This is a genomic window from Streptomyces sp. NPDC048392, assembly GCF_043200575.1.
GTDB lineage: Bacteria > Actinomycetota > Actinomycetes > Streptomycetales > Streptomycetaceae > Streptomyces.
This window is the reverse complement of the sequence record NZ_JBICYB010000011.1, coordinates 129,665-147,817: the sequence shown is the minus strand read 5'-3', so window position 1 is coordinate 147,817 and position 18,153 is coordinate 129,665. Positions and strand designations below refer to the sequence as shown.

Here is an 18,153-nt window from a genome sequence, read left to right as displayed (position 1 = left end):
ACCGCATAACGTCGTGTTGAGTGAACGCAGAGCGGCCCCGCACCGGGCTGGTGCGGGGCCGGGGCGCGGGGCCGGGGCGGGCGGTCGTACTAGAACTCGTAGTCGGCGATCACCCAGGTGGCGAACTCCCGCCACAGCGCGACGCCCGTCCGGTGTGCCGGGTGTTCGAGGTAGCGCTCGAGGGCGTCGGCGTCGTCCACGGCCGAGTTGACGGCGAAGTCGTAGGCGATGGGCCGGTCGCTGATGTTCCAGGCGCACTCCCAGAAGCGGAGGTCCTCGATCTGGCCGCCGAGCGCCCGGAAGGCCTCGACGCCCGCCACGACGCGCGGGTCCTCGCGCCCGACTCCGTCGTTCAGCTTGAACAGCACCAGGTGGCGGATCATCACTCTCCTCCGTTGGCGGCCCAGGTCATGAAGTCGCCCACGGCGCCCGCCGCGTCGGATATGCCCTGGAAACCTATCTGCACGTAGTCGGCGGCCTTCGCCGGATCCGTGATGATCACATAGAGCGCGAAGACCACGAGCACATAGACGGCGATCTTCTTCGAGTTCACCGCCACCGCGGCCTCCCCTGTCCCCTCGACCCACGCTTTCGGTCGCTCATGATCGCACGAAGGGCCCCGTCTTACGACGGGGCCCTTCCAGAGCGGTAGCGGAGGGATTTGAACCCTCGGTGACTTGCGCCACACTCGCTTTCGAGGCGAGCTCCTTCGGCCGCTCGGACACGCTACCGAGAAAGACCTTACCGCACAGCGCGGCATGGTTTGAAATCGGTGTCCGACGGCCGCGGGGCGGCTGTGCGGGCGTGGTCAGCGGTCGCGGAAGAAGTCCGTGAGCAGCCGGGCGCAGTCGTCCGCGAGCACGCCCCCGATGACCTCGGGACGGTGGTTGAGACGCCGGTCGCGCACGACGTCCCACAGGGACCCGGCCGCACCCGCCTTGTCGTCGCGGGCGCCGTAGACGACGCGGTCGACGCGGGACTGCACGAGCGCGCCCGCGCACATCGTGCACGGCTCAAGGGTGACGACCAGCGTGCAGCCGGTCAGGCGCCACTCGCCCCGTTCCGCGGCGGCCCGCCGGACCGCGAGGATCTCGGCGTGGGCCGTCGGATCGCCGGTGGCCTCGCGCTCGTTGTGCCCGGTGGACAGCACGGTGCGGCCGTCCGGTGCCAGGACGACGGCACCGACGGGGACGTCCCCGCCCCCCGCGGCCCGCCCGGCCTCGGCCAGGGCGAGCCGCATCGCGGCCCGCCACCGGTCGCGCACCGGGTCGGGCGGTGTCCCCGGGGGACCCTCGTCGGCCGGCGCGGTCAGCGGACGGTCTCCAGGACGTCGGAGACGCCCAGGGCCTCCGCGATCTCCCCGACGGCGTCCCCGGACATCGAGCGCAGCTCCTTCTCGCTCACCCCGAGGTCGTCGAGGACCTCGGCGTCGCCGACCGGCCCGTGCGGCACGGCCTCGCCCGAGCCGGCGGCCGCGGCACCGCCGCCACCGTCCACGTCCGCGTCCTCCTCCTCGTCGTCGGACTCGCCGTCCTCCGTGCCGTCGAGGTCGAGGGCGTCGAGGTCGTCGCCGTCGGCACCGGGTTCCCGGCCGAGCAGCTCGTCGGTGAGCAGGATCTCGCCGTAGCTGCTGCGGGCGGCCGCGGCGGCGTCCGACACGTAGATACGGGGGTCCTCCTCGCCGTCCACCCGGACGACTCCGAACCACACGTCCTCCTGCTCGATCAGCACGAGCACCGTGTCCTCGTCGGGAGAGGCCTCCCGGGCCAGGTCGGCAAGATCCGACAGGGTTTCCACATCGTCGAGCTCCGTGTCGCTCGCTTCCCACCCGTCTTCGGTGCGCGCGAGCAGTGCGGCGAAGTACACCGTGACTCTCCCACTGGTCCTAGGCGTGCCGGTTGGGGGTCCCCCCGGCGGAGGCTACGGGCGGGGGAGCGGTGCTGCGAGCCCCACCCACTCGGAATCGTGGCAGAAACAAGGCACTCAGGGGACGTCTTCGGCGCCCTGTGTCCGGCTGTTTTGACCGGCGTCCCGGAAGTACCCGTCCGGACCGCCGCCCAGTAGCGCTCTCGTCGCCGCCACGTGCGGATCGTACGCGGATTCTCGCGGTCCCCGCGTACGTCCGTCAGCACCGACGTCGGCGCGGCGCGCGATCCTCCCCGGCCGGGCCAGGGGGTTTCCCGGGGAGCTACCAGCGGAAGGTGCGCATGCGCATCGCGTGCCGCAGCCGGGCCGTCTTGGCGCGGCGCGGCTGCACACGGTCCCGCAGTTGACGGGCCTCCGCCAAATCCCGCAGGAACTGGGCACGGCGCCGGCGCCGTTCGTCCTCGCGCTCCGGCTCCGTACCCCGCTCCGTGCGCGGCGTCGCCCCGCGTCCCGTACCCCGCTCCGCGGCGGGGGACGGCGTGTTGTGGAAGTCCCGGTCAGGCACAGTCTCACCACCCAGCGTCCGTCTCTTCCGCCTTCCCCCGGTCGGGCGGTTCGACGCCCGTGAACGAGTGGGACCGCGTTCCGGGCCCTGCCCGCCCGCCGGGGGGACGCCGGTGCCGGGGGCCCGGTTACTGTGGTGGGCATGCGTCTCCACGTCGTCGACCACCCCCTGGTCGCCCACAAGCTCACCACGCTGCGCGACCAGCGCACCGACTCCGCGACCTTCCGCCGTCTCGCCGACGAGCTGGTCACCCTGCTCGCCTACGAGGCCACGCGCGACGTGCGCACCGAACAGGTCGACATCCGCACGCCGGTCTCGCAGACCACCGGCGTCAAGCTCTCCCACCCGCGCCCGCTGGTGGTGCCGATCCTGCGGGCCGGGCTCGGCATGCTCGACGGCATGGTCCGGCTGCTGCCGACCGCCGAGGTGGGCTTCCTCGGCATGGTGCGCGACGAGGAGACGCTCCAGGCCTCCACGTACGCCACCCGCATGCCGGACGACCTGTCCGGCCGCCAGGTGTACGTCCTGGACCCGATGCTGGCCACCGGCGGCACCCTGGTCGCGTCCATCCGGGAGCTGATCAAGCGCGGCGCCGACGACGTGACGGCCGTGGTGCTGCTCGCCGCCCCCGAGGGCGTCGAACTCATGGAGCGCGAGCTGGCGGGCACTCCGGTGACGGTCGTGACGGCCTCGGTCGACGAGCGTCTCAACGAGCAGGGCTACATCGTCCCGGGCCTCGGCGACGCGGGCGACCGCATGTACGGCGCGGCCGAGTAGCGCCCCGGAGCCCTCTTCAGCAGCTCTTCTTCTCCGCGGCGGGCGCGGACCGCGGCGCGGCCAGCGCGGTCAGCGCCGTGTCGGCGTCCGCTCGCTTCGCCAGCCCCTTGAAGCCGTTGCCGATGATCAGGTCGACGGCGGCACCCTTGCGGGCCGCGTCGGTGCGGTGTTCGGCGCCGGGGAGCTGGGTGCCGAGCACGGTGAGCGAACTCTTCAGGGAGGCGGCCGGGCCGAGCAGGAGGCCCGTGCCGTCCACCTTCTTGTCGTACTGCTTGGGCGCGTTGCTCACGTCGCCCACGTGGAAGCCTCGCTTCTTCAGCTCGTCGGCGGTCTTCTGCGCCAGCCCGCTGCGGGTCGTCGCGTTGAGGACGTTGACGGTGATCCGGTCCGGCTTCGGCAGCACGACGGCGGCGGGCGGGGCGCTCGCCCTCGCGGTCGTGACACAGCCCGCGGCACCGGCCGCCGATGCCTTGTCGCCGCCGGTGAAGACGTCGATGAGCTGCAGCGTGCCCCAGCCGAGCACCCCCAGGACGGTGACACCGGCGACGGAGACGAGCGCGATTCTGCCGCGTCGTCGGACCGGGCGCATCCGCGGGTACTTGTCCCCCGTGATCTTGTACTGGCCACCCATGCCGGGAGGAGTCAGCATGCTCATGGGCGCAGCGTAGTGCGCTGGAGCGACGATGCCTATTAGATGATCAGTAGACGTTCCGCAGATCTGCGCAAGGCAACCCGAAAGGGTCAAGCGGGAGCCCGGCCGAGGGCCTCGCGGCCCGGTCAGTCGAGTTCGAGGACCCGGGCGTGCAGCACTTGGCGCTGCTGCAGCGCGGCGCGCACCGCCCGGTGCAGGCCGTCCTCCAGATACAGATCGCCCTGCCACTTCACGACGTGCGCGAAGAGGTCGCCGTAGAAGGTGGAGTCCTCGGCCAGGAGCGTTTCCAGGTCGAGCTGGCCCTTGGTCGTCACGAGCTGATCGAGGCGGACCGGGCGCGGAGCGACGTCCGCCCACTGCCGGGTGCTTTCCCGGCCGTGGTCGGGGTACGGCCGGCCGTTTCCGATGCGCTTGAAGATCACACGGAAAGCCTACCGGCCCGGACCTCGCGGGCACAGCCACGGCGCCGGAGTGCGGCGCCGGAAAAGAAGCCGCAAACGGGATCAATCGGTAGGGGGCCACGGCGGAGACGGCTCCTGACCCGCCTCCGCCGCCCCTGGGCCTCCCGTCAGGCACGCCTCCGTTCCCGCTCGGGGAGCCGCTGTTCACCGGGTGCCCGCGGCGCGGGGCCGGGGGTGCGGCGGGCGGCCTCGGCGCGCGGGAGGGCGCGCAGGACGGCGTACGGATCGTCGGGCATGGCTGTTCCTCGTTCCTGGTTCCGCGGGGTGTCCCTGTCCGCGGGGGACCGGCGAGCGAGCCGGTCCGGCGCGGTCAGCAGCGCAGACCCACGGAGCGCGGGCCGCGGGGGAGGGCATCGTCGGTACGGGCGCCGGTCCGGAGGGGAACGCGGGGGCACGGCTCGCAGGACGGCGCGGACGCCCGCACCACGACCGCACGCCGGCCGCTTCGGTCCTGGACGCGCAACGCGCTGCCGGGATGGTCGTACTCCCCCGCCGTGCCGCCCCCCGGTCCCCCACCGCCGACGACCGTGACCGGCGCCGCCCGGGCCGTCGCGTGCGTGCAGGGCACGATCAGGACGAGCAGCAGGACCAGGGCCCGCGGACAGGCGCCGCGGCGTGCGGCGCGGACGACGTGCGGCGCGGGCGGCGTGCGACGCTGCGTGCGGCGCGGACGACGTGCGGCGCGGGCGGCGTGCGGCGCGGGCGGCGTGCGGCGCGGGCGGCGTGCGACGCTGCGTGCGGCGCGGGTCTCGCCTCCGTCGTGTCCCCGCCCGGCGTACGCCGTCCACCGCGCCGGTGACGAGAACCGCCCGCACGGCGTGGGCGGGGGCGGGCGTCGTTCACGTACCGCGGGGGACCCGGCCCGCCCGCCCGCGCAGGCCCAGGGACGTGACGATCTCGACGATGCCGACGACGACCAGCCACCAGCCGCCGACCAGCATGAGGACGGTGGCCGACTCGACCGGCGAGTCGATCAGGACGATGCCGGCGACGACGGTGACGACGCCCAGGAAGATGTGCCGGCCGCGTGCGGGCATCGCGGGGTCGTGGACGGCGGCCACGGTCTGCGTGACACCGCGGAACAGCCAGCCGATGCCGATCCACAGCGCGAGCAGCAGCACCGACTGCAGCGGGCCGCGGAAGCAGAACAGGCCCAGCAGGATCGACACGGCGCCGCTGATGAAGGCCAGCACCCGCAGCGCGGTCCGCCGGTGCGTGCCGAAGGCGGCGGCCAGCTGGAGGATGCCGCTGATGACCAGGTAGAGGCCGAAGAGCACGCCGGCGGCGAGCAGCGAGGCACCAGGCCAGACCAGGACCAGCACGCCCAGGACCAATGAGGCGACCCCGGTGAACAGGACGGTCTGCCAGGCGGCCCGGGACAGCAGGTGCAGCGGCCCGTCGAAGCCCGGCTCGGGCTCGTGCTCCTGCCGCGCAGCGGCCGGATCGTGCGTCCCGTGCCGGGCGTGCACCCCGCGGTCGTCGTACGGCGTCCCTCCGGGGGGCCCGCTCGGTGGTTCGGTCATGCCCCATGCTGCGAGCGCCTCCGGCGTCCCCGCCACCGGAGGGCGTCCACGGGGCTGACATGCGCTCCCGGCGTGGGTGCGGGTGCGGGGCGGGTGTGGGCGCGGGGTGGGAGCGGGGTGGACGTGAGTGTGCGTGTGGGCGCGGGGTGGACGTGAGTGTGCGTGTGGGCGCGGGGGTGGACGTGGGTGTTGCGGCCCGGCGCTCGCGGGGTGCCGCTGCGCCCGCTCCCCCCACCCCCGGCTTCGCCTGAGCGGGGGGCCCATGGGCCCAGCGGCACGAGTGCCCGCGGCCGGGTGGGAAAGCGGGCGGCTCTCCCGCAGCTCAGCGGCGGGAGAGCCGCGTACGGCACGACCGCACGCGGTAAGCGCGCCCGCGCCGCACCCGCACCCGCACCGCACCCGCACCCGCACCGCACCCGCACAGGCGTCGCAGGCACTCCCGCCCCTACGGGCGGGCGGCCTTCGCCGCCTTCCTCTCCTGCTTGTACGCGCGCACCTTCGTCAGGGACTCCGGCCCCTTGATGTCCGCGACGGAGCGGAAGGAGCCGGGTTCCCCGTAGGCGCCGGCGGCCTCGCGCCAGCCCTCGGGACGGACGTCGAGCTGCTTGCCGAGCAGGGCGAGGAAGATCTGGGCCTTCTGCTTGCCGAACCCCGGCAGTTCCTGGAGCCGCTTCAGCAGCTCCTTGCCGGTGGACGCGCTCCGCCAGACCGCCTCGGCGTCACCGTCGTACGTCTCGACGAGGTACCGGCACAGCTGCTGCACCCGGCCCGCCATCGAACCGGGGTAGCGGTGCACGGCGGGCTTCTCGGAGAGCAGCGCGGCGAACGCCTCGGGGTCGTAGGCGGCGATGTCGTGCGCGTCCAGATCCTCCGCCCCCATACGCCGGGCGACGGTGGACGGGCCCTTGAACGCCCACTCCATGGGCACCTGCTGGTCGAGCAGCATGCCGACCAGCGCGGCGAGCGGACTGCGCCCGAGGAGCTCGTCGGCCTCGGGGTCCTGGGCGAGGTGAAGTGTGACGTCCATGGTTGTGATGATCGCGCGTCGGCGCTCAGGTCGCGCGCCAGTACCCCAGCGCGTTCACCCGCTGCTTCGCCAGCCCCAGCTCCTTGCGGACGTACGAGGCCAGCGTCCGCGTCGTCGCCGTGTCGCAGGCGATCCAGACGAACGGTTCGGCGGTGGAGCGCAGCAGCTCCGGCAGCTCCTCTTTCACCCGGGCGACCAGGTGCGCACCCGCCTCGCGACGCGGGACCGCGTGGACCTCGTGCCTCCCGGGGTCGGTGCGGAAGGGCAGGCCGTCGTCCGTGCCGCCCTCGAACCAGACCGTCGCGGGGACCGGCCCCAGCGCGTCGAGGAGGGAGTTGAGGGCGGGCAGGGAGGCCGGGTCCGCGACCGCGAGGACGCGGGAGGGCAGGGGTCGCGGCACCTCGAAACCGGTGCCCTGGACCGTGGCCTCGATCGTGTCACCCGGTTTCGCCGCCCGCGCCCAGTCGCTCGCGCACCCTTCGTGCAGGGCGAACTCCAGGGCGAACGTGCCGCTCGCCGGGTCCGGGTCGACCAGTGTGTACCCCCGCTGGTGCGGCCTGCCCGCGTTGTCGAACCACAGCCTTACCCACATCGTCGGGTGGACCCCGGTCGCCGCCAGCATGCCGCCGTCGGTCAGGCGCAGCCGCCGGTACCGCTCGGTCACGTCCTCGGCGTCCGTCACGGTGAACTCGAAGTCCTTCGCACGCATCAGCTTGAGGACCGCGCCCTCCCAGCCCCGCCCCTGCCCCATGATCCTTCACCCTTCACGTACTATTCGGCCACGACGCCGTTTACTTAGGTGAGCCTAACCTAAAGGAAAGTAGGGGCACAGGGGTGAGCGCCGAGACATATCGCGACGCCTGGGGGATACCGCACCTGCGCGCGGACACCCCGCGCGAACTCGCCCGCGCCCAGGGCCGGGTGACCGCCCTTGACCGGGCCTGGCAACTGGAGGTCGAGCGACACCGCGTCCAGGGCACCTCCGCGTCCTTCCTCGGCCCCGATGCCCTGTCCTGGGACCGCCTCGCCCGCCGCGCCCGGCTCGCGGACACCGCACGCCGCTGCTTCGCCGCCCTGGAGGAGACGGACCCGGAGACGGCGGCCTGGGTGCGGGCGTACGTCGACGGCGTCAACGAGGGGCTGGTCGAACGACCGGGAGGGGGCAGGTCGGGAGCCGGTAGGCCGGGAGGCGGTAGACCGGAAGAGGCCAGACCGGGAGGCGGCGGGTCGGGAGGCGGCAGGCCCGGAGACGGCAGGCCGGGAGGCGGCAGGCCCGGAGACGGCAGGCCAGAAGAGGCCAGACCGGAAGGCGGCAGGCCCGGAGACGGCAGGCCGGGAGGCGGCAGGCCCGGAGACGGCAGGCCAGAAGAGGCCAGACCGGAAGGCGGCAGGCCCGGAGACGGCAGGCCGGGAGGCGGCAGGCCCGGAGACGGCAGGCCGGAAGAAGGCAGGCCCGGAGACGGCAGACCCCAAGGCGACGGACCGCAAGGCGCCAGGCCCGCCCCCGAATTCGCGCGCACCGGCCTCCGCCCCGGCCGCTGGGAGCCCTGGACCCCGCTCGGCGTCTGGCTCGCCACGCACATCCTGTTCGCCGGTTTCCCCGCCAAGCTCTGGCGCGAGCACATCACCGCCCACCTCGGCCCGGACGCCGTCGCCCTCTTCGCCGCCGACGGCCTCGGCACCGCGGGCAGCAACGGCTGGCTGGTGAGCGGCGAGCGGACCACCACCGGACACGCGGTCATCGCGGGCGACCCGCACCGCTTCATCGAGGACCCCGGGGTATACCAGCAGATCCACCTCTCCTGCCCGGAGTTCGACGTCGTCGGCCTCGCCGTGCCCGGCGTCCCCGGTGTCGCCCACTTCGGCCACACCGGCACGGTCGCCTGGGCCATCACCAACGCCATGGCCGACTACCAGGACCTGTACCACGAGCGCCTGCGCCGCACCGGCGCCGGCGTCGAGGCGCTCGGCCCCGACGGCACCTGGCACCGCGCCGCCCGGCACACGGAGACGATCCTGGTCGCGGGGAACTCGGGGGAGGAGACCGTCGAGGTCGAGATCATCGAGACCGACCGGGGCCCGGTGATCGCCGGCGGCCCCGAGGGCCTCGACGACGGCACCCCGGCCGCCCTCAGCCTGCGCTACCCGCCCCGCGTCACCGCCGACCTCGGCTTCGGCGCCCTGCTGCCGCTGCTGCGGGCCCGCCGGGTCGCCGACGTGGACCGCGCCCTGGACGCGTGGGCCGAGCCGGTCAACGTGGTGCAGGCCGCCGACACCGAGGGCGGCCTGCTGCACCGGGTCGCGGGGCGCGTACCCGTGCGTCCCGCCGCCAACGGCCTGCGTCCGGTGCCCGCCTGGGAACCCGGCCACGAGTGGACCGGCTGGCACACCCCGCCCCGCGCCGGACTCACCGACGGCGTCGCCGTGATGGCCAACCAGCGCGGCCCGGCCGCCCCCCTCGGCGTCGAGTTCGCCCCGCCGCACCGCGCCGACCGCATCGCCGCCCTGCTCGCGAGCAAGGAGCGCTGGTCTGCGGCGGACATGCCCGCCCTGCACACGGACACCCACCTGGCTTCGGCCGCCCCCCTCCTGGACCACCTCGCCACCCTGACCGGCCTCACCCCCGAGGCCGCCGCCCTCCGCGACCGCCTCCTCGCCTGGGACCGGCGCATGGACGCCGACAGCACCGACGCGGCGGCGTACGCGGCCGTGCGCGGAGCGGCCGTACGAGGACTGGCGGCGCACCCGGTCCTCGCCCCGGCTTCCGTGCCGCCCGCGCATCCCGAGGTGCTCCTGCCGTGGCTCGCGCTCGTGCCGCGCGTCGGCCACGCCCTGGAACACCTGCTGCGTGCGCGGGACCTGTACGGCATCGACCGCGCCGCGACCGTCCGCGCCGCGCTGGAGGAGGTCGCCGCGCGGCCGCCGGCCGGCACCTGGGGCGACACTCACCGCCTCGCCCCCTGGCGGGCGCTGCCCGACCCGGCCCGGGCGGAGGAGCCGCGCCTCTCCGGCGACCACGACTGCGTGCTGTGCACCTCCCCCGTGCCCGGCCTCACCGACCGCGCCGCACGCGGACCGGCCGCCCGCTACGTCTGGGACCTGGCCGACCGCGCGAACAGCCGCTGGGTGGTGCCGCACGGCGCCTCCGGCGTCCCGGGCTCACCCCACCACCGCGACCAGCAGTCCCTGTGGCTCGACGGGGAACTCGCCCCGGTGGTCACCGACTTCGACCGGCTCACGAAGGAGACCGATGTCTGACCCGCACCCGCACCCGCCTTCGCACACAGCCCCGTACACCGACCGCGCCGCCGTCCACGAGCAGCACCTCGACGGCTTCGGCACCGTCCGCGTCCTCCCCCTGGACGCCGCCGCGGACGCCGCGGTGATCCACGGCTGGGTGAGCGAGGAACGGGCCGCCTTCTGGGGCATGCGCGGCCTGACGCGCCACCAGGTCGCCGAGGCCTACGCCCACCTGGACACGCTCGACACCCACCACGCCTTCCTGGTCGTCAAGGACGGCGAGCCGGTCGCCCTGCTCCAGACGTACGATCCCGGCGCCGACCGGGTGGGCGAGTGCTACGCCGTCGAACCCGGCGACATCGGCGTCCACCTGCTGCTCGCCCCCGCCGGACCGGAGGGCGCGCGGCCCGGCTGGACCGCCGCGCTGTCGGACGCCCTCATGGCGTACGTGCTGCTCGGCCTGGACCGGACGCGGCTCGTGGTGGACCCGGACGTGGACAACGAGAAGGCGATCGCCCGCTTCCTCAAACAGGGCTTCACCGCCGGACCGGCGGTCGTCCTGCCCGAGGTCGACCTGCCGGACGTGCACCTGCCGGAGAAGAAGGCGCGACTCGCGTTCCTGCGCCGGGAGGTAGCGTTCGCCGGGTGACCTCCCCGCCGACCGCCGAGGACCTGATCACGCACTACGGACTGGAGCCGATCCCCCGCGAGGGCGGCCTGTTCCGGCGTACCTGGTCCGGGCCCGAGCGCCCGGACGGACGCCCCGCCGGGTCCGCCATCGTCGCCCTGCTCACCGCCCGCCCGGGTGACTTCTCCGCCCTGCACCGGCTGCCCGGCGACGAGGTCTGGCACTTCTACCTCGGCGACCCGCTCGAACTGCTGCTCCTCGCCCCGGACGGCGGTACGCGCACGGTCGTGCTGGGACCGGACGTCCTGGGCGGACAGCACGTGCAGTTCACCGTCCCGGCCGGGACCTGGATGGGCGGCCGGGTGGCCGTGGGCGGCGCGTGGTCGTTCTTCGGCTGCACGATGGCGCCCGGATTCACCTACGGGGACTACACGCACGGTGACGCCGCCGACCTCACGGCGCGCTATCCGGCCGAGGCCGCGCGCATCGTGGAACTGTGCCGTCCATGAACGGCGGGGTGACGGCACGCCCCCCGTGGTGGCCGGCCGCCGGGCGCTCCGGTGAGCGGGGCGGCCTCCGCGTCCGTACGTAACCCGGAGGCAGTGGGTCCCGACGACGGAGATGCGACGTGAGGTGTGGTGGCGGTGTGCGCGCTGAAGGCCGGGGGCCGGGGGGCGGACGGACCCGGGAGCGGCGAAAGGGCCGACGGCACCGCTGGGGCCGGTGGGGCCGACGGCACCGCTGGGGCCGGTGGGGCCGACGGCACCGCTGGGGCCGGTGGGGCCGACGGCACCGCTGGGGCCGGTGGGGCCGGTGGGACCTTCAGCGGCGGGGGGACCGCCGGGGAGTTCAGCGGCTGGTGCTGCTGGGCACCGTGCTGGTCCTGTTCCTCCTCGGCGGCGCGGGACCGGCGTCCTCCCACGCCATCCTCCGCTCCAGTGACCCCGAGGACGGAACCGTCCTCCAGCGGGCCCCCCGCCACGTCACTCTGACCTTCAGCGAGTCCGTCACCCTGCGCGACGACTCCTTCCGGCTGCTGGATCCCGGCGGCCACCGGGTGCGCACGGGTGAGGCCGGGGGCGTGGACGGGCGGCCCGACACGGTCCGCGTCGCGCTGCCGGGCGGCCTGGGTGAGGGCACGTACACCATGGCCTGGCGGGTGGTGTCCGCCGACAGCCACCCCGTCTCGGGCGCCTTCACCTTCTCCGTGGGCGAGCCGTCGCAGACGACCGTGCCGGTGGACACCGGCCCCACCGAGGACCGGCTGACCGCGACCCTCCACGCGATCGCCCGCTACCTCTCCTACCTCGCCGCGGCCCTGCTCATCGGTACCGCCGCCTTCGTCGTCCTGTGCCGCCCGCCGGACCCCGCCCCGCTGCGCCGGCCGCTGGTGGCGGCCTGGTGGACCCTGCTGGCGGCCACCGTCGCACTGCTGGTGCTGCGCGCCCCGTACGAGGCGGGGACGGGGCCGTCGGCGGCCCTGGACCCGGCCGCGCTGAGCGGCACCCTCACGGCCCGCCCCGGTGTCCTGCTGCTGGTCAGACTGGCCCTGCTGGTGCCGGTCGCACTGCTCCTCGTCCGCGCGGCCCGCGTGGACCGGCACCGGGAGCGCTCCCCGCTCGCCGCCGCCGTGGGCGCCGCGTCGGCCGTCGGCCTCGCCCTGACCTGGGCGGCCGCCGAGCACGCCTCGGCCGGGATACAGGTACCGGTCGCGATGACGTCCTCCGTGCTGCATCTGCTGGCCACCGCGGTCTGGCTCGGCGGCCTCGTGGCCCTGCTCACGACCCTGCGCTGCGCCCCGGACGCCGCCACGGTCGCCCGCTTCTCCCGGATCGCCTTCGCCTCCGTGACCGTGCTGGTCGTCACCGGCGTCTACCAGTCCTGGCGCGGCCTCGGCTCCTGGCAGGCGCTCACCGGGTCGGCGTACGGCAGGCTGCTGCTCGCCAAGGTGGTCCTGGTGGCCGTACTGCTGGCCGCGGCCGCGGTGTCCCGGAGGTGGACGGCCGCGCTGGTGACGGGGGTGGCGGCGGACATGCCCGAGAGGGCGCGGAAACGGAAACGGGAGCAGGAGCGAGAACGGGAGCGAGAGCGAGAGCGGGAATGGGAACAGGAGCAGGAGCAGGAGCAGGAGCAGGAAGGAGAACGGGAGCAGGAACGGGAGCGAGAACGGGAACGGGAACGGGAACGGGAGCGAGAACGGGAACGGGAACGGCTGAGTGAGCGGGTGCCGGAGCCGGTGGGCGGCCCGCCGACGGTCGGGGCGCCGCAAACGCCCGGACCGCAGCCGCCCGGACCGACGTCCTCCGGACCCACGTCCTCCACACCGACGTCCTCCGCACCCAAGTGCTCGGCACCGACGTCCTCCTCACCACGGCCGTCCGAGCCGAAGCCGCCCCCCGCAGGGAACGTCCACTGGCGTGGCCTGCGCCGTTCCGTCCTCGTCGAGGCCGTCGTCGCCGCGGTCGTCCTGGTGGTCACCACCGTGCTCACCGGCACCCTGCCCGGCCGCGCCGCGGAACAGGCGGCGTCGGCGGCCGTGCCGGCGGGCGGGGTGCTGCCCGCGTCGGTCACCACGATCCCCTTCGAGGTCGGTGCCGCCGGCCGGGGCACGGTCCAGATCACCCTGGACCCCGGCCGCACCGGCGACAACGCGGTGCAGGCCGTCGTCTACGGCCCCGACGGCAGCCTGGCCGCCGTACCCGAACTGCGCCTCTCCTTCACCCTGCCCGACAAGGACCTGGGACCCATCGACGCGGAACTGGTCGACCGTGGCGGTTACTGGAGCGCCAACACCGTCACCCTCCCGCTCCCCGGAGTCTGGACGATGAGGACGACGGTCCGGGTGTCGGAGATCGACCAGGTCAGCGAGACGAGGCGGATACGGGTCGAACGGTAACCGCCGGGCCCGGCGTCCGGGCGACCGCCCCCAGCCGCGTGTTTGCCGGGACACGGAAGTCTCCACCCCTCCAAGGCTGCCGTCCCACCACGTCGCGTTCCTGTTCCACGCAGAGGGAAGCTGTCGCAGGGGTGGGCGATGACATCACGGACCAGGAAGACACCGGCGACGGCGACCCGGGGGAGGGCCACGGCGCAGAGTCGGGGGAGGCCGCCGGGCGAGGGGCGTACGGGCGGGCGATCGCCGGTCCGCACGCGGCTCACGGGCGTGCTGCTAATCCTGCTGTCCCTGGCCTCGGCGGCAGCCTGCTGCACGGTGTTCGCCTGGTGGCTGCCCTCCGACGGCAAGCGCTACCAGGACTACCGCGCGGCCGAACCGTGCTCCTCCCGCGAGCTGACGCGGGGAGACACGGACTGCCTGAGTACCTGGCACCTCACCGTGCAGAAGACGGTGAACAGGACCGCGGGGAAGGATTCCGTCCACGAGGCGACCCTGAGGTACCGGGATTCCTGGCGGGGAACCGCGTCGTTCGGCGGCACCGGACCGCTCCTGGAGCGGCTCGGGCCCGGCGACCGGGTCACGGCCACCGCCTGGCGCGGCGAGATCGTGGTCGTCGACATGGACGGTGTGCGGCAGGACACCTTGGAGATGCCCCGTGACGAACTGCAGGGCAACGCCGCCGTCGGCGTGCTCGCCGGGCTCCTCGCGGCCCAGGGCCTCGTGTTCGGCGCGGTGCGTGCGGTCAGGGCCTCGGACCACGAGCCCTACACCTGGGAGCCGTACGGCAGGCGTCTGCTCCTCACCACCGTCACCGTGTGCCTCGGGGTGGGCATCCCGGCGGTGTGGACCGGCGTCCCGTGGTGGACGGTGCCCGCCGTCGCCGTGCCCTTGACGATGTGCGCGGCGCTGTGGTTCCGCCCGGCCGGCACACCTCAGGTCGCGCAGTGACCAGACCGGAACTCGTCAGGGGCCGCCCCACACGAGTTCCGATCTGGTCAGCGGAGACCCACCTCCCTGCCTCCCGTTCTGCGGCCAGACCGCGGTGAGCGCGGCGACCGGTCACTGCCGGCCATCGACACAACCGCGTGTCGCAACGACCGTGAGAAACCGCCGGGCATGGAGACAGCAGAGGGGCCCCGTCATGTACGACGGGCCCTCACCAGCTTGCGCCTCAGCAGTGGGCGGTCGGAGTCTGGAGGGTACCGCCGCTCTGGTTCAGCACACCGGTGCTGTTGTAGCCCATGTAGGAGCCGGACTTGCTCCAGGACTTCCGCACCGTCTTGCCGGAGCTGACGGCGAAGTAGCCGGAGTACGTGGTCGAGCCGGAAATCGCGGGGAACAGCGGCACTCGGCAGATAGCCCGCACGGCAACGGCCCCCGACCGTAAAGCCTGGTCAGGGGCCGTCCATCACCGCGGTGGGTGTGGGATTCGAACCCACGGTGACATCGCTGCCACGACGGTTTTCAAGACCGTTCCCTTAGGCCGCTCGGGCAACCCACCCTCGCACCGCCCACCAGGGGCGGAGCGGGTACAGCGTACCGGCCTCCGGCCTCACGCGGGGTTCGCGGTCCGCACGGGGGTCCACCGGCTCCGTTCGGTTCCCCGGTGGCAACGCTGCGACCGGGGAACTGCACCCCCCGCGCCATATCGGACGCACCCTTCCCACGCCGCAGTGACATGCGTCACACTGGAAGTGTCATCGGACGCGATCGTCCGCATACCCGCACGGACGGCTGGTGGCGAGGAGCCATGACAGCGACGATGTGGAGCGAGGCTCCCGTTGCGATCGAAGGCAATGGTGTCGAGCCACGCGCACAGGAGGCCGGGGGGCATATGTCCGCCGCGTTCGTGCGGCTTCCTCAGGGCGTGAAGGTTGCGCCCGTCCTCGTGGGGCTGCCCGATGATCTTTGCCAGGGCCCCACTGGGGTTACCCGCTCCAACGGGCGGCTGGGGATGCGGACGAAGGCGGGTGACGAGATCTGCGAGGCGGGACAGGTCTTCCACCGGGGGCCCGGTCACGTGCCAGAGGCGGTCGAGGAGTGCGCGAACGTGGGCTTCTCACCGTCCAAGGAGTTCAACGTGGTCATCGACCACATCAAGTCCCAGACGGGGTGACACACCGAGCCCCTGGCGCCTTCGCCCGCCTGCGGCCATCGGGTTCGGCACTCCCTCCAAGAGGTGTTCGACCATGAGCGGCATTGACGCAACTGCCCTCGACAGCCTGCGCGCGGCTTTGCGGGGTCGTGTCGTCACACCGCAGGACACGGACTACGACGAGAGCCGCAGCCTCTACAACGCCATGATCGACCGGCGTCCGGCCGCCATCTCCCGGTGTGTGGGCACGGCGGACGTGCGGACGACCCTCGCCTTCGCCCAGGAGACAGGGGTCGACCTCGCGGTACGCGGTGGCGGTCACAGCGGGCCCGGGCTGTGTCTGATCGAGGGCGGGCTCACCCTCGACCTGTCCCCGATGCGCTGGGCGCGTGTCGACCCCGAGGCCGGCACCGTGCAGGTGGGCGGAGGCAGTCTGCTCGGCGACCTGGACCACGAGACACACGCCTTCGGTCTCGGCGTGCCGGCCGGGATCATGTCGACCACCGGAGTGGGCGGGCTCACGCTGGGCGGCGGACACGGCCACCTGACCCGCAGGTACGGGTTGACGATCGACAGCCTGATCGCCGCGGATGTCGTCCTGGCCGACGGCAGCCTCGTCACCGCATCCGAGAGGGAACACCCAGACCTTCTCTGGGCGCTGCGGGGCGGCGGCGGCAACTTCGGCGTGGTCACCTCGTTCACCTACCGGCTGCACCCGGTGCACACCGTCGGAGTCGGGGTGACCGTATGGCCGATCGACCGCACAGCAGACGTGTTGCGGTGGTACCGAGAGTTCCTGCCCGCCGCGCCGGAGGAGCTCACCGGCTTCTTCCTGGTTCTCGTCGTCCCGCCCGGGGCGCCCTTCCCGGAGCCGATCCACGGGCAGAAGATGTGCGGCGTGGTCTGGTGTCACGTGGGCGACCTGGAGGCCGAACGTCTGGAAGAGGTGATGTCGGTGGTCAACGATCCGGCACCACCGGCCTTCCACTTCACCGCGCCCATGCCCTACCCCGCCCTGCAGACCATGTTCGACGAGCTGATTCCGAAAGGGTTGCAGTGGTATTGGCGCGGCGACTTCTTCGACACCATTTCCGATGACGCCATCGCGGTGCACGAGAGGTACGGCCACGGGATCCCCACCGACCTGTCGACGATGCACCTGTACCCGGTGGACGGGGCGGCCCACCGAGTCGGCCCCGACGCGACCGCCTGGGCCTACCGGGACGCCGTGTGGTCCGGCGTCATCGGCGGCATCGATCCCGATCCGGCAAACGCCGACCTGATCCGGCAGTGGTGCGTCGACTACTGGACCGACCTGCACCCGCACTCCATGGGTGGTTCGTACGTCAACTTCCTCGGAGAGGCCGAGGGCCCGGAGCGAGTCCGGTCCACCTACCGCGGCAACTATGACCGGCTGGCCTCGGTCAAGAGGACCTACGACCCGGACAACTTCTTCCGCGCCAACCAGAACATCTCGCTGTCGGCAGCGTGAGACGGCACGTGGACGAGCAAGGCACACCGATGCCGGAGGAGCCGAAGAGATCGGTCTGCACCCGCGGCCCGGCCCGGGGCCCCGGTGTACACCCGCGGCCCGGCCGGGTGTGACGCGGGCCGGCCTCGCTGCCGCGCCGCGCAGGGCCCGGGAATCTCCGAGACCGAACGCCGCGTGTCGAGCCGGCACATGCCGCCCTGGTGAGTCGCCCGTTGCGGACGAGACCAGGAGCCTGCCGCCGCGGCATCGATCACGCGTGACTGCGCCGCGACGCCACGCCCCGTCTTCGGTGCGGGCGGGTCTCAGTTGTGAGGAGGGGACGCGGCCTCCCAGGCCGCCTCGATCATCGGGAAGATCTCGTCCAGCGCGGCCTCCGGATCGGGCGCCTCGCGGGCCAGTGAGTAGGCGTCGATCACGAACCTGGCGATCGTGCGGGCGGCGGTGGAGCTCCGGGTCAGGTCGGGGTCGGCGGCGATGGCCGACGCCAGTGCGTCCGCGTGGCGCAGCCGCATCGACTCGTCGTACTTCCGCAGGGCGGGTGACGTGTCGATCATGCGCCAGATCGGGGCGGCACCGTCCGCGGTGCAATGCCGCACCAGAGCCAGGACCTCGCGGCGCAGCGCGGGGACGAGCGGCTCGTGGGGCGCCCGGTCGGTGACCGCCTGGGTGAAGCGTTGCTCGAAGTCCTCGTCCTGTTCGAACACCAGAGCCTCTTTCGAGGCGAAGTGCGAGAAGAGCGTGGTGACGGCCACGTCGGCCTCGGCGGCCACGTCCCGGATACCCACCGCGTCGTACCCGCGCTCCAGGAAGAGCCGCAGCGCGGTGTCGGCGATCTTCTGGCGGGTCGCCGCCTTCTTGCGCTCACGGCGTCCGGACTGCACGGTCATACGGCGCAGGCTATCAGGTAGGAAAGCATAACCGATATGAAAAG

Annotated in this window: 21 protein-coding genes and 2 tRNA genes; 8 read left to right on the top strand and 15 right to left on the bottom strand. The window is 73.3% G+C overall.

From position 1 onward, the window contains the following. Nucleotides 1-89: 89 nt before the first annotated feature. From ACGFYH_RS17645 to ACGFYH_RS17620, 6 genes are all read right to left on the bottom strand, one after another. Complete coding sequence (locus ACGFYH_RS17645; RefSeq protein ID WP_393804024.1) at nucleotides 90-383, bottom strand: Dabb family protein; 294 nt, start codon at nucleotides 381-383, stop codon at nucleotides 90-92. Next, a complete protein-coding gene (locus ACGFYH_RS17640; protein ID WP_393804023.1) occupies nucleotides 383-559 on the bottom strand; it encodes a hypothetical protein in 177 nt (58 codons plus the stop codon). The genes ACGFYH_RS17645 and ACGFYH_RS17640 overlap by 1 nt, the downstream gene beginning before the upstream one ends. A gap of 87 nt (nucleotides 560-646) precedes the next feature. Beyond that, nucleotides 647-731 (bottom strand) — tRNA-Ser (locus ACGFYH_RS17635). A 77-nt stretch (nucleotides 732-808) separates the two neighbouring features. Beyond that, nucleotides 809-1,240, bottom strand: a complete 432-nt coding sequence (gene tadA / locus ACGFYH_RS17630; protein ID WP_393804080.1) for a tRNA adenosine(34) deaminase TadA — start codon at nucleotides 1,238-1,240, stop codon at nucleotides 809-811. A 68-nt stretch (nucleotides 1,241-1,308) separates the two neighbouring features. Further along, nucleotides 1,309-1,866: a hypothetical protein gene (locus ACGFYH_RS17625; RefSeq protein WP_393804022.1), complete on the bottom strand. Its 558-nt coding sequence runs from the start codon at nucleotides 1,864-1,866 to the stop codon at nucleotides 1,309-1,311. A 322-nt stretch (nucleotides 1,867-2,188) separates the two neighbouring features. Beyond that, nucleotides 2,189-2,431, bottom strand: a complete 243-nt coding sequence (locus ACGFYH_RS17620; protein WP_393804021.1) for a hypothetical protein — start codon at nucleotides 2,429-2,431, stop codon at nucleotides 2,189-2,191. 141 nt (nucleotides 2,432-2,572) lie between these two features. On the opposite strand from ACGFYH_RS17620, the gene upp reads away from it, so the two are divergent. Further along, on the top strand, nucleotides 2,573-3,208 hold the full coding sequence (gene upp, locus ACGFYH_RS17615) for a uracil phosphoribosyltransferase (protein WP_393804020.1): 636 nt from the start codon (nucleotides 2,573-2,575) through the stop codon (nucleotides 3,206-3,208). Nucleotides 3,209-3,224: 16 nt separating this feature from the next. Here the strand turns inward: upp and ACGFYH_RS17610 are convergent, their stop codons facing one another. The 6 genes from ACGFYH_RS17610 to ACGFYH_RS17585 form a co-directional block, all read right to left on the bottom strand. Further along, nucleotides 3,225-3,839, bottom strand: a complete 615-nt coding sequence (locus tag ACGFYH_RS17610) for a LytR C-terminal domain-containing protein (RefSeq protein ID WP_393804079.1) — start codon at nucleotides 3,837-3,839, stop codon at nucleotides 3,225-3,227. Between the two features lie 146 nt (nucleotides 3,840-3,985). Further along, on the bottom strand, nucleotides 3,986-4,282 hold the full coding sequence (locus ACGFYH_RS17605; RefSeq protein ID WP_003999914.1) for a type II toxin-antitoxin system VapB family antitoxin: 297 nt from the start codon (nucleotides 4,280-4,282) through the stop codon (nucleotides 3,986-3,988). Between the two features lie 146 nt (nucleotides 4,283-4,428). Next, the gene (locus ACGFYH_RS17600; protein WP_393804019.1) at nucleotides 4,429-4,557 is read right to left on the bottom strand and encodes a hypothetical protein; all 129 of its coding nucleotides are present in this window, start codon (nucleotides 4,555-4,557) and stop codon (nucleotides 4,429-4,431) included. Between the two features lie 603 nt (nucleotides 4,558-5,160). Next, the gene (locus ACGFYH_RS17595; protein WP_393804018.1) at nucleotides 5,161-5,844 is read right to left on the bottom strand and encodes an HdeD family acid-resistance protein; all 684 of its coding nucleotides are present in this window, start codon (nucleotides 5,842-5,844) and stop codon (nucleotides 5,161-5,163) included. A 445-nt stretch (nucleotides 5,845-6,289) separates the two neighbouring features. Beyond that, nucleotides 6,290-6,871, bottom strand: a complete 582-nt coding sequence (locus ACGFYH_RS17590; protein WP_393804017.1) for an HhH-GPD-type base excision DNA repair protein — start codon at nucleotides 6,869-6,871, stop codon at nucleotides 6,290-6,292. 25 nt (nucleotides 6,872-6,896) lie between these two features. After that, a complete protein-coding gene (locus tag ACGFYH_RS17585; protein WP_393804016.1) occupies nucleotides 6,897-7,622 on the bottom strand; it encodes a siderophore-interacting protein in 726 nt (241 codons plus the stop codon). A 116-nt stretch (nucleotides 7,623-7,738) separates the two neighbouring features. Between ACGFYH_RS17585 and ACGFYH_RS17580 the strand changes: the two genes are divergently transcribed. The 5 genes from ACGFYH_RS17580 (at nucleotide 7,739) to ACGFYH_RS17560 (ending at nucleotide 14,583) form a co-directional block, all read left to right on the top strand. Then, the gene (locus tag ACGFYH_RS17580; protein ID WP_393804078.1) at nucleotides 7,739-10,129 is read left to right on the top strand and encodes a penicillin acylase family protein; all 2,391 of its coding nucleotides are present in this window, start codon (nucleotides 7,739-7,741) and stop codon (nucleotides 10,127-10,129) included. Then, nucleotides 10,122-10,760, top strand: a complete 639-nt coding sequence (locus ACGFYH_RS17575; protein ID WP_393804015.1) for a GNAT family N-acetyltransferase — start codon at nucleotides 10,122-10,124, stop codon at nucleotides 10,758-10,760. The genes ACGFYH_RS17580 and ACGFYH_RS17575 overlap by 8 nt, the downstream gene beginning before the upstream one ends. Then, nucleotides 10,757-11,248: a cupin domain-containing protein gene (locus ACGFYH_RS17570; protein ID WP_393804014.1), complete on the top strand. Its 492-nt coding sequence runs from the start codon at nucleotides 10,757-10,759 to the stop codon at nucleotides 11,246-11,248. Before ACGFYH_RS17575 ends, ACGFYH_RS17570 begins: the two co-directional genes overlap by 4 nt. Before the next feature lie 350 nt (nucleotides 11,249-11,598). Further along, a complete protein-coding gene (locus ACGFYH_RS17565) occupies nucleotides 11,599-13,635 on the top strand; it encodes a copper resistance CopC/CopD family protein (protein ID WP_393804013.1) in 2,037 nt (678 codons plus the stop codon). A gap of 267 nt (nucleotides 13,636-13,902) precedes the next feature. After that, entirely contained in the window at nucleotides 13,903-14,583 is a 681-nt protein-coding gene (locus ACGFYH_RS17560) for a hypothetical protein (RefSeq protein ID WP_393804012.1), read from the top strand. A 223-nt stretch (nucleotides 14,584-14,806) separates the two neighbouring features. Here the strand turns inward: ACGFYH_RS17560 and ACGFYH_RS17555 are convergent, their stop codons facing one another. Both ACGFYH_RS17555 and ACGFYH_RS17550 read right to left on the bottom strand, forming a co-directional pair. Then, nucleotides 14,807-14,983: a hypothetical protein gene (locus tag ACGFYH_RS17555; protein ID WP_393804011.1), complete on the bottom strand. Its 177-nt coding sequence runs from the start codon at nucleotides 14,981-14,983 to the stop codon at nucleotides 14,807-14,809. A 66-nt stretch (nucleotides 14,984-15,049) separates the two neighbouring features. Further along, nucleotides 15,050-15,136: transfer RNA gene (locus ACGFYH_RS17550), tRNA-Ser, on the bottom strand. A gap of 333 nt (nucleotides 15,137-15,469) precedes the next feature. Between ACGFYH_RS17550 and ACGFYH_RS17545 the strand changes: the two genes are divergently transcribed. Further along, nucleotides 15,470-15,751, top strand: a complete 282-nt coding sequence (locus tag ACGFYH_RS17545) for a hypothetical protein (RefSeq protein ID WP_393804010.1) — start codon at nucleotides 15,470-15,472, stop codon at nucleotides 15,749-15,751. Between the two features lie 73 nt (nucleotides 15,752-15,824). Then, nucleotides 15,825-17,222, top strand: coding sequence for an FAD-binding oxidoreductase (locus tag ACGFYH_RS17540; RefSeq protein WP_393804009.1), 1,398 nt, complete (start codon nucleotides 15,825-15,827; stop codon nucleotides 17,220-17,222). Between the two features lie 302 nt (nucleotides 17,223-17,524). Here the strand turns inward: ACGFYH_RS17540 and ACGFYH_RS17535 are convergent, their stop codons facing one another. Then, nucleotides 17,525-18,109, bottom strand: coding sequence for a TetR/AcrR family transcriptional regulator (locus ACGFYH_RS17535; protein WP_393804008.1), 585 nt, complete (start codon nucleotides 18,107-18,109; stop codon nucleotides 17,525-17,527). Between the last annotated feature and the right edge of the window lie 44 nt (nucleotides 18,110-18,153).

Bases quoted from the DNA above. Each gene is read 5' to 3' on its own strand.
- ACGFYH_RS17575 (WP_393804015.1), top strand. From the start codon at position 10,122: ATGTCTGACCCGCACCCGCACCCGCCTTCGCACACAGCCCCGTACACC.
- ACGFYH_RS17545 (WP_393804010.1), top strand. From the start codon at position 15,470: ATGTCCGCCGCGTTCGTGCGGCTTCCTCAGGGCGTGAAGGTTGCGCCC.
- ACGFYH_RS17610 (WP_393804079.1), bottom strand. From the start codon at position 3,839: ATGGGTGGCCAGTACAAGATCACGGGGGACAAGTACCCGCGGATGCGC.
- ACGFYH_RS17540 (WP_393804009.1), top strand. From the start codon at position 15,825: ATGAGCGGCATTGACGCAACTGCCCTCGACAGCCTGCGCGCGGCTTTG.
- ACGFYH_RS17590 (WP_393804017.1), bottom strand. From the start codon at position 6,871: ATGGACGTCACACTTCACCTCGCCCAGGACCCCGAGGCCGACGAGCTC.
- ACGFYH_RS17535 (WP_393804008.1), bottom strand. From the start codon at position 18,109: ATGACCGTGCAGTCCGGACGCCGTGAGCGCAAGAAGGCGGCGACCCGC.
- ACGFYH_RS17585 (WP_393804016.1), bottom strand. From the start codon at position 7,622: ATGGGGCAGGGGCGGGGCTGGGAGGGCGCGGTCCTCAAGCTGATGCGT.
- upp (WP_393804020.1), top strand. From the start codon at position 2,573: ATGCGTCTCCACGTCGTCGACCACCCCCTGGTCGCCCACAAGCTCACC.
- ACGFYH_RS17595 (WP_393804018.1), bottom strand. From the start codon at position 5,844: ATGACCGAACCACCGAGCGGGCCCCCCGGAGGGACGCCGTACGACGAC.
- ACGFYH_RS17645 (WP_393804024.1), bottom strand. From the start codon at position 383: ATGATCCGCCACCTGGTGCTGTTCAAGCTGAACGACGGAGTCGGGCGC.
- ACGFYH_RS17600 (WP_393804019.1), bottom strand. From the start codon at position 4,557: ATGCCCGACGATCCGTACGCCGTCCTGCGCGCCCTCCCGCGCGCCGAG.
- tadA (WP_393804080.1), bottom strand. From the start codon at position 1,240: ATGCGGCTCGCCCTGGCCGAGGCCGGGCGGGCCGCGGGGGGCGGGGAC.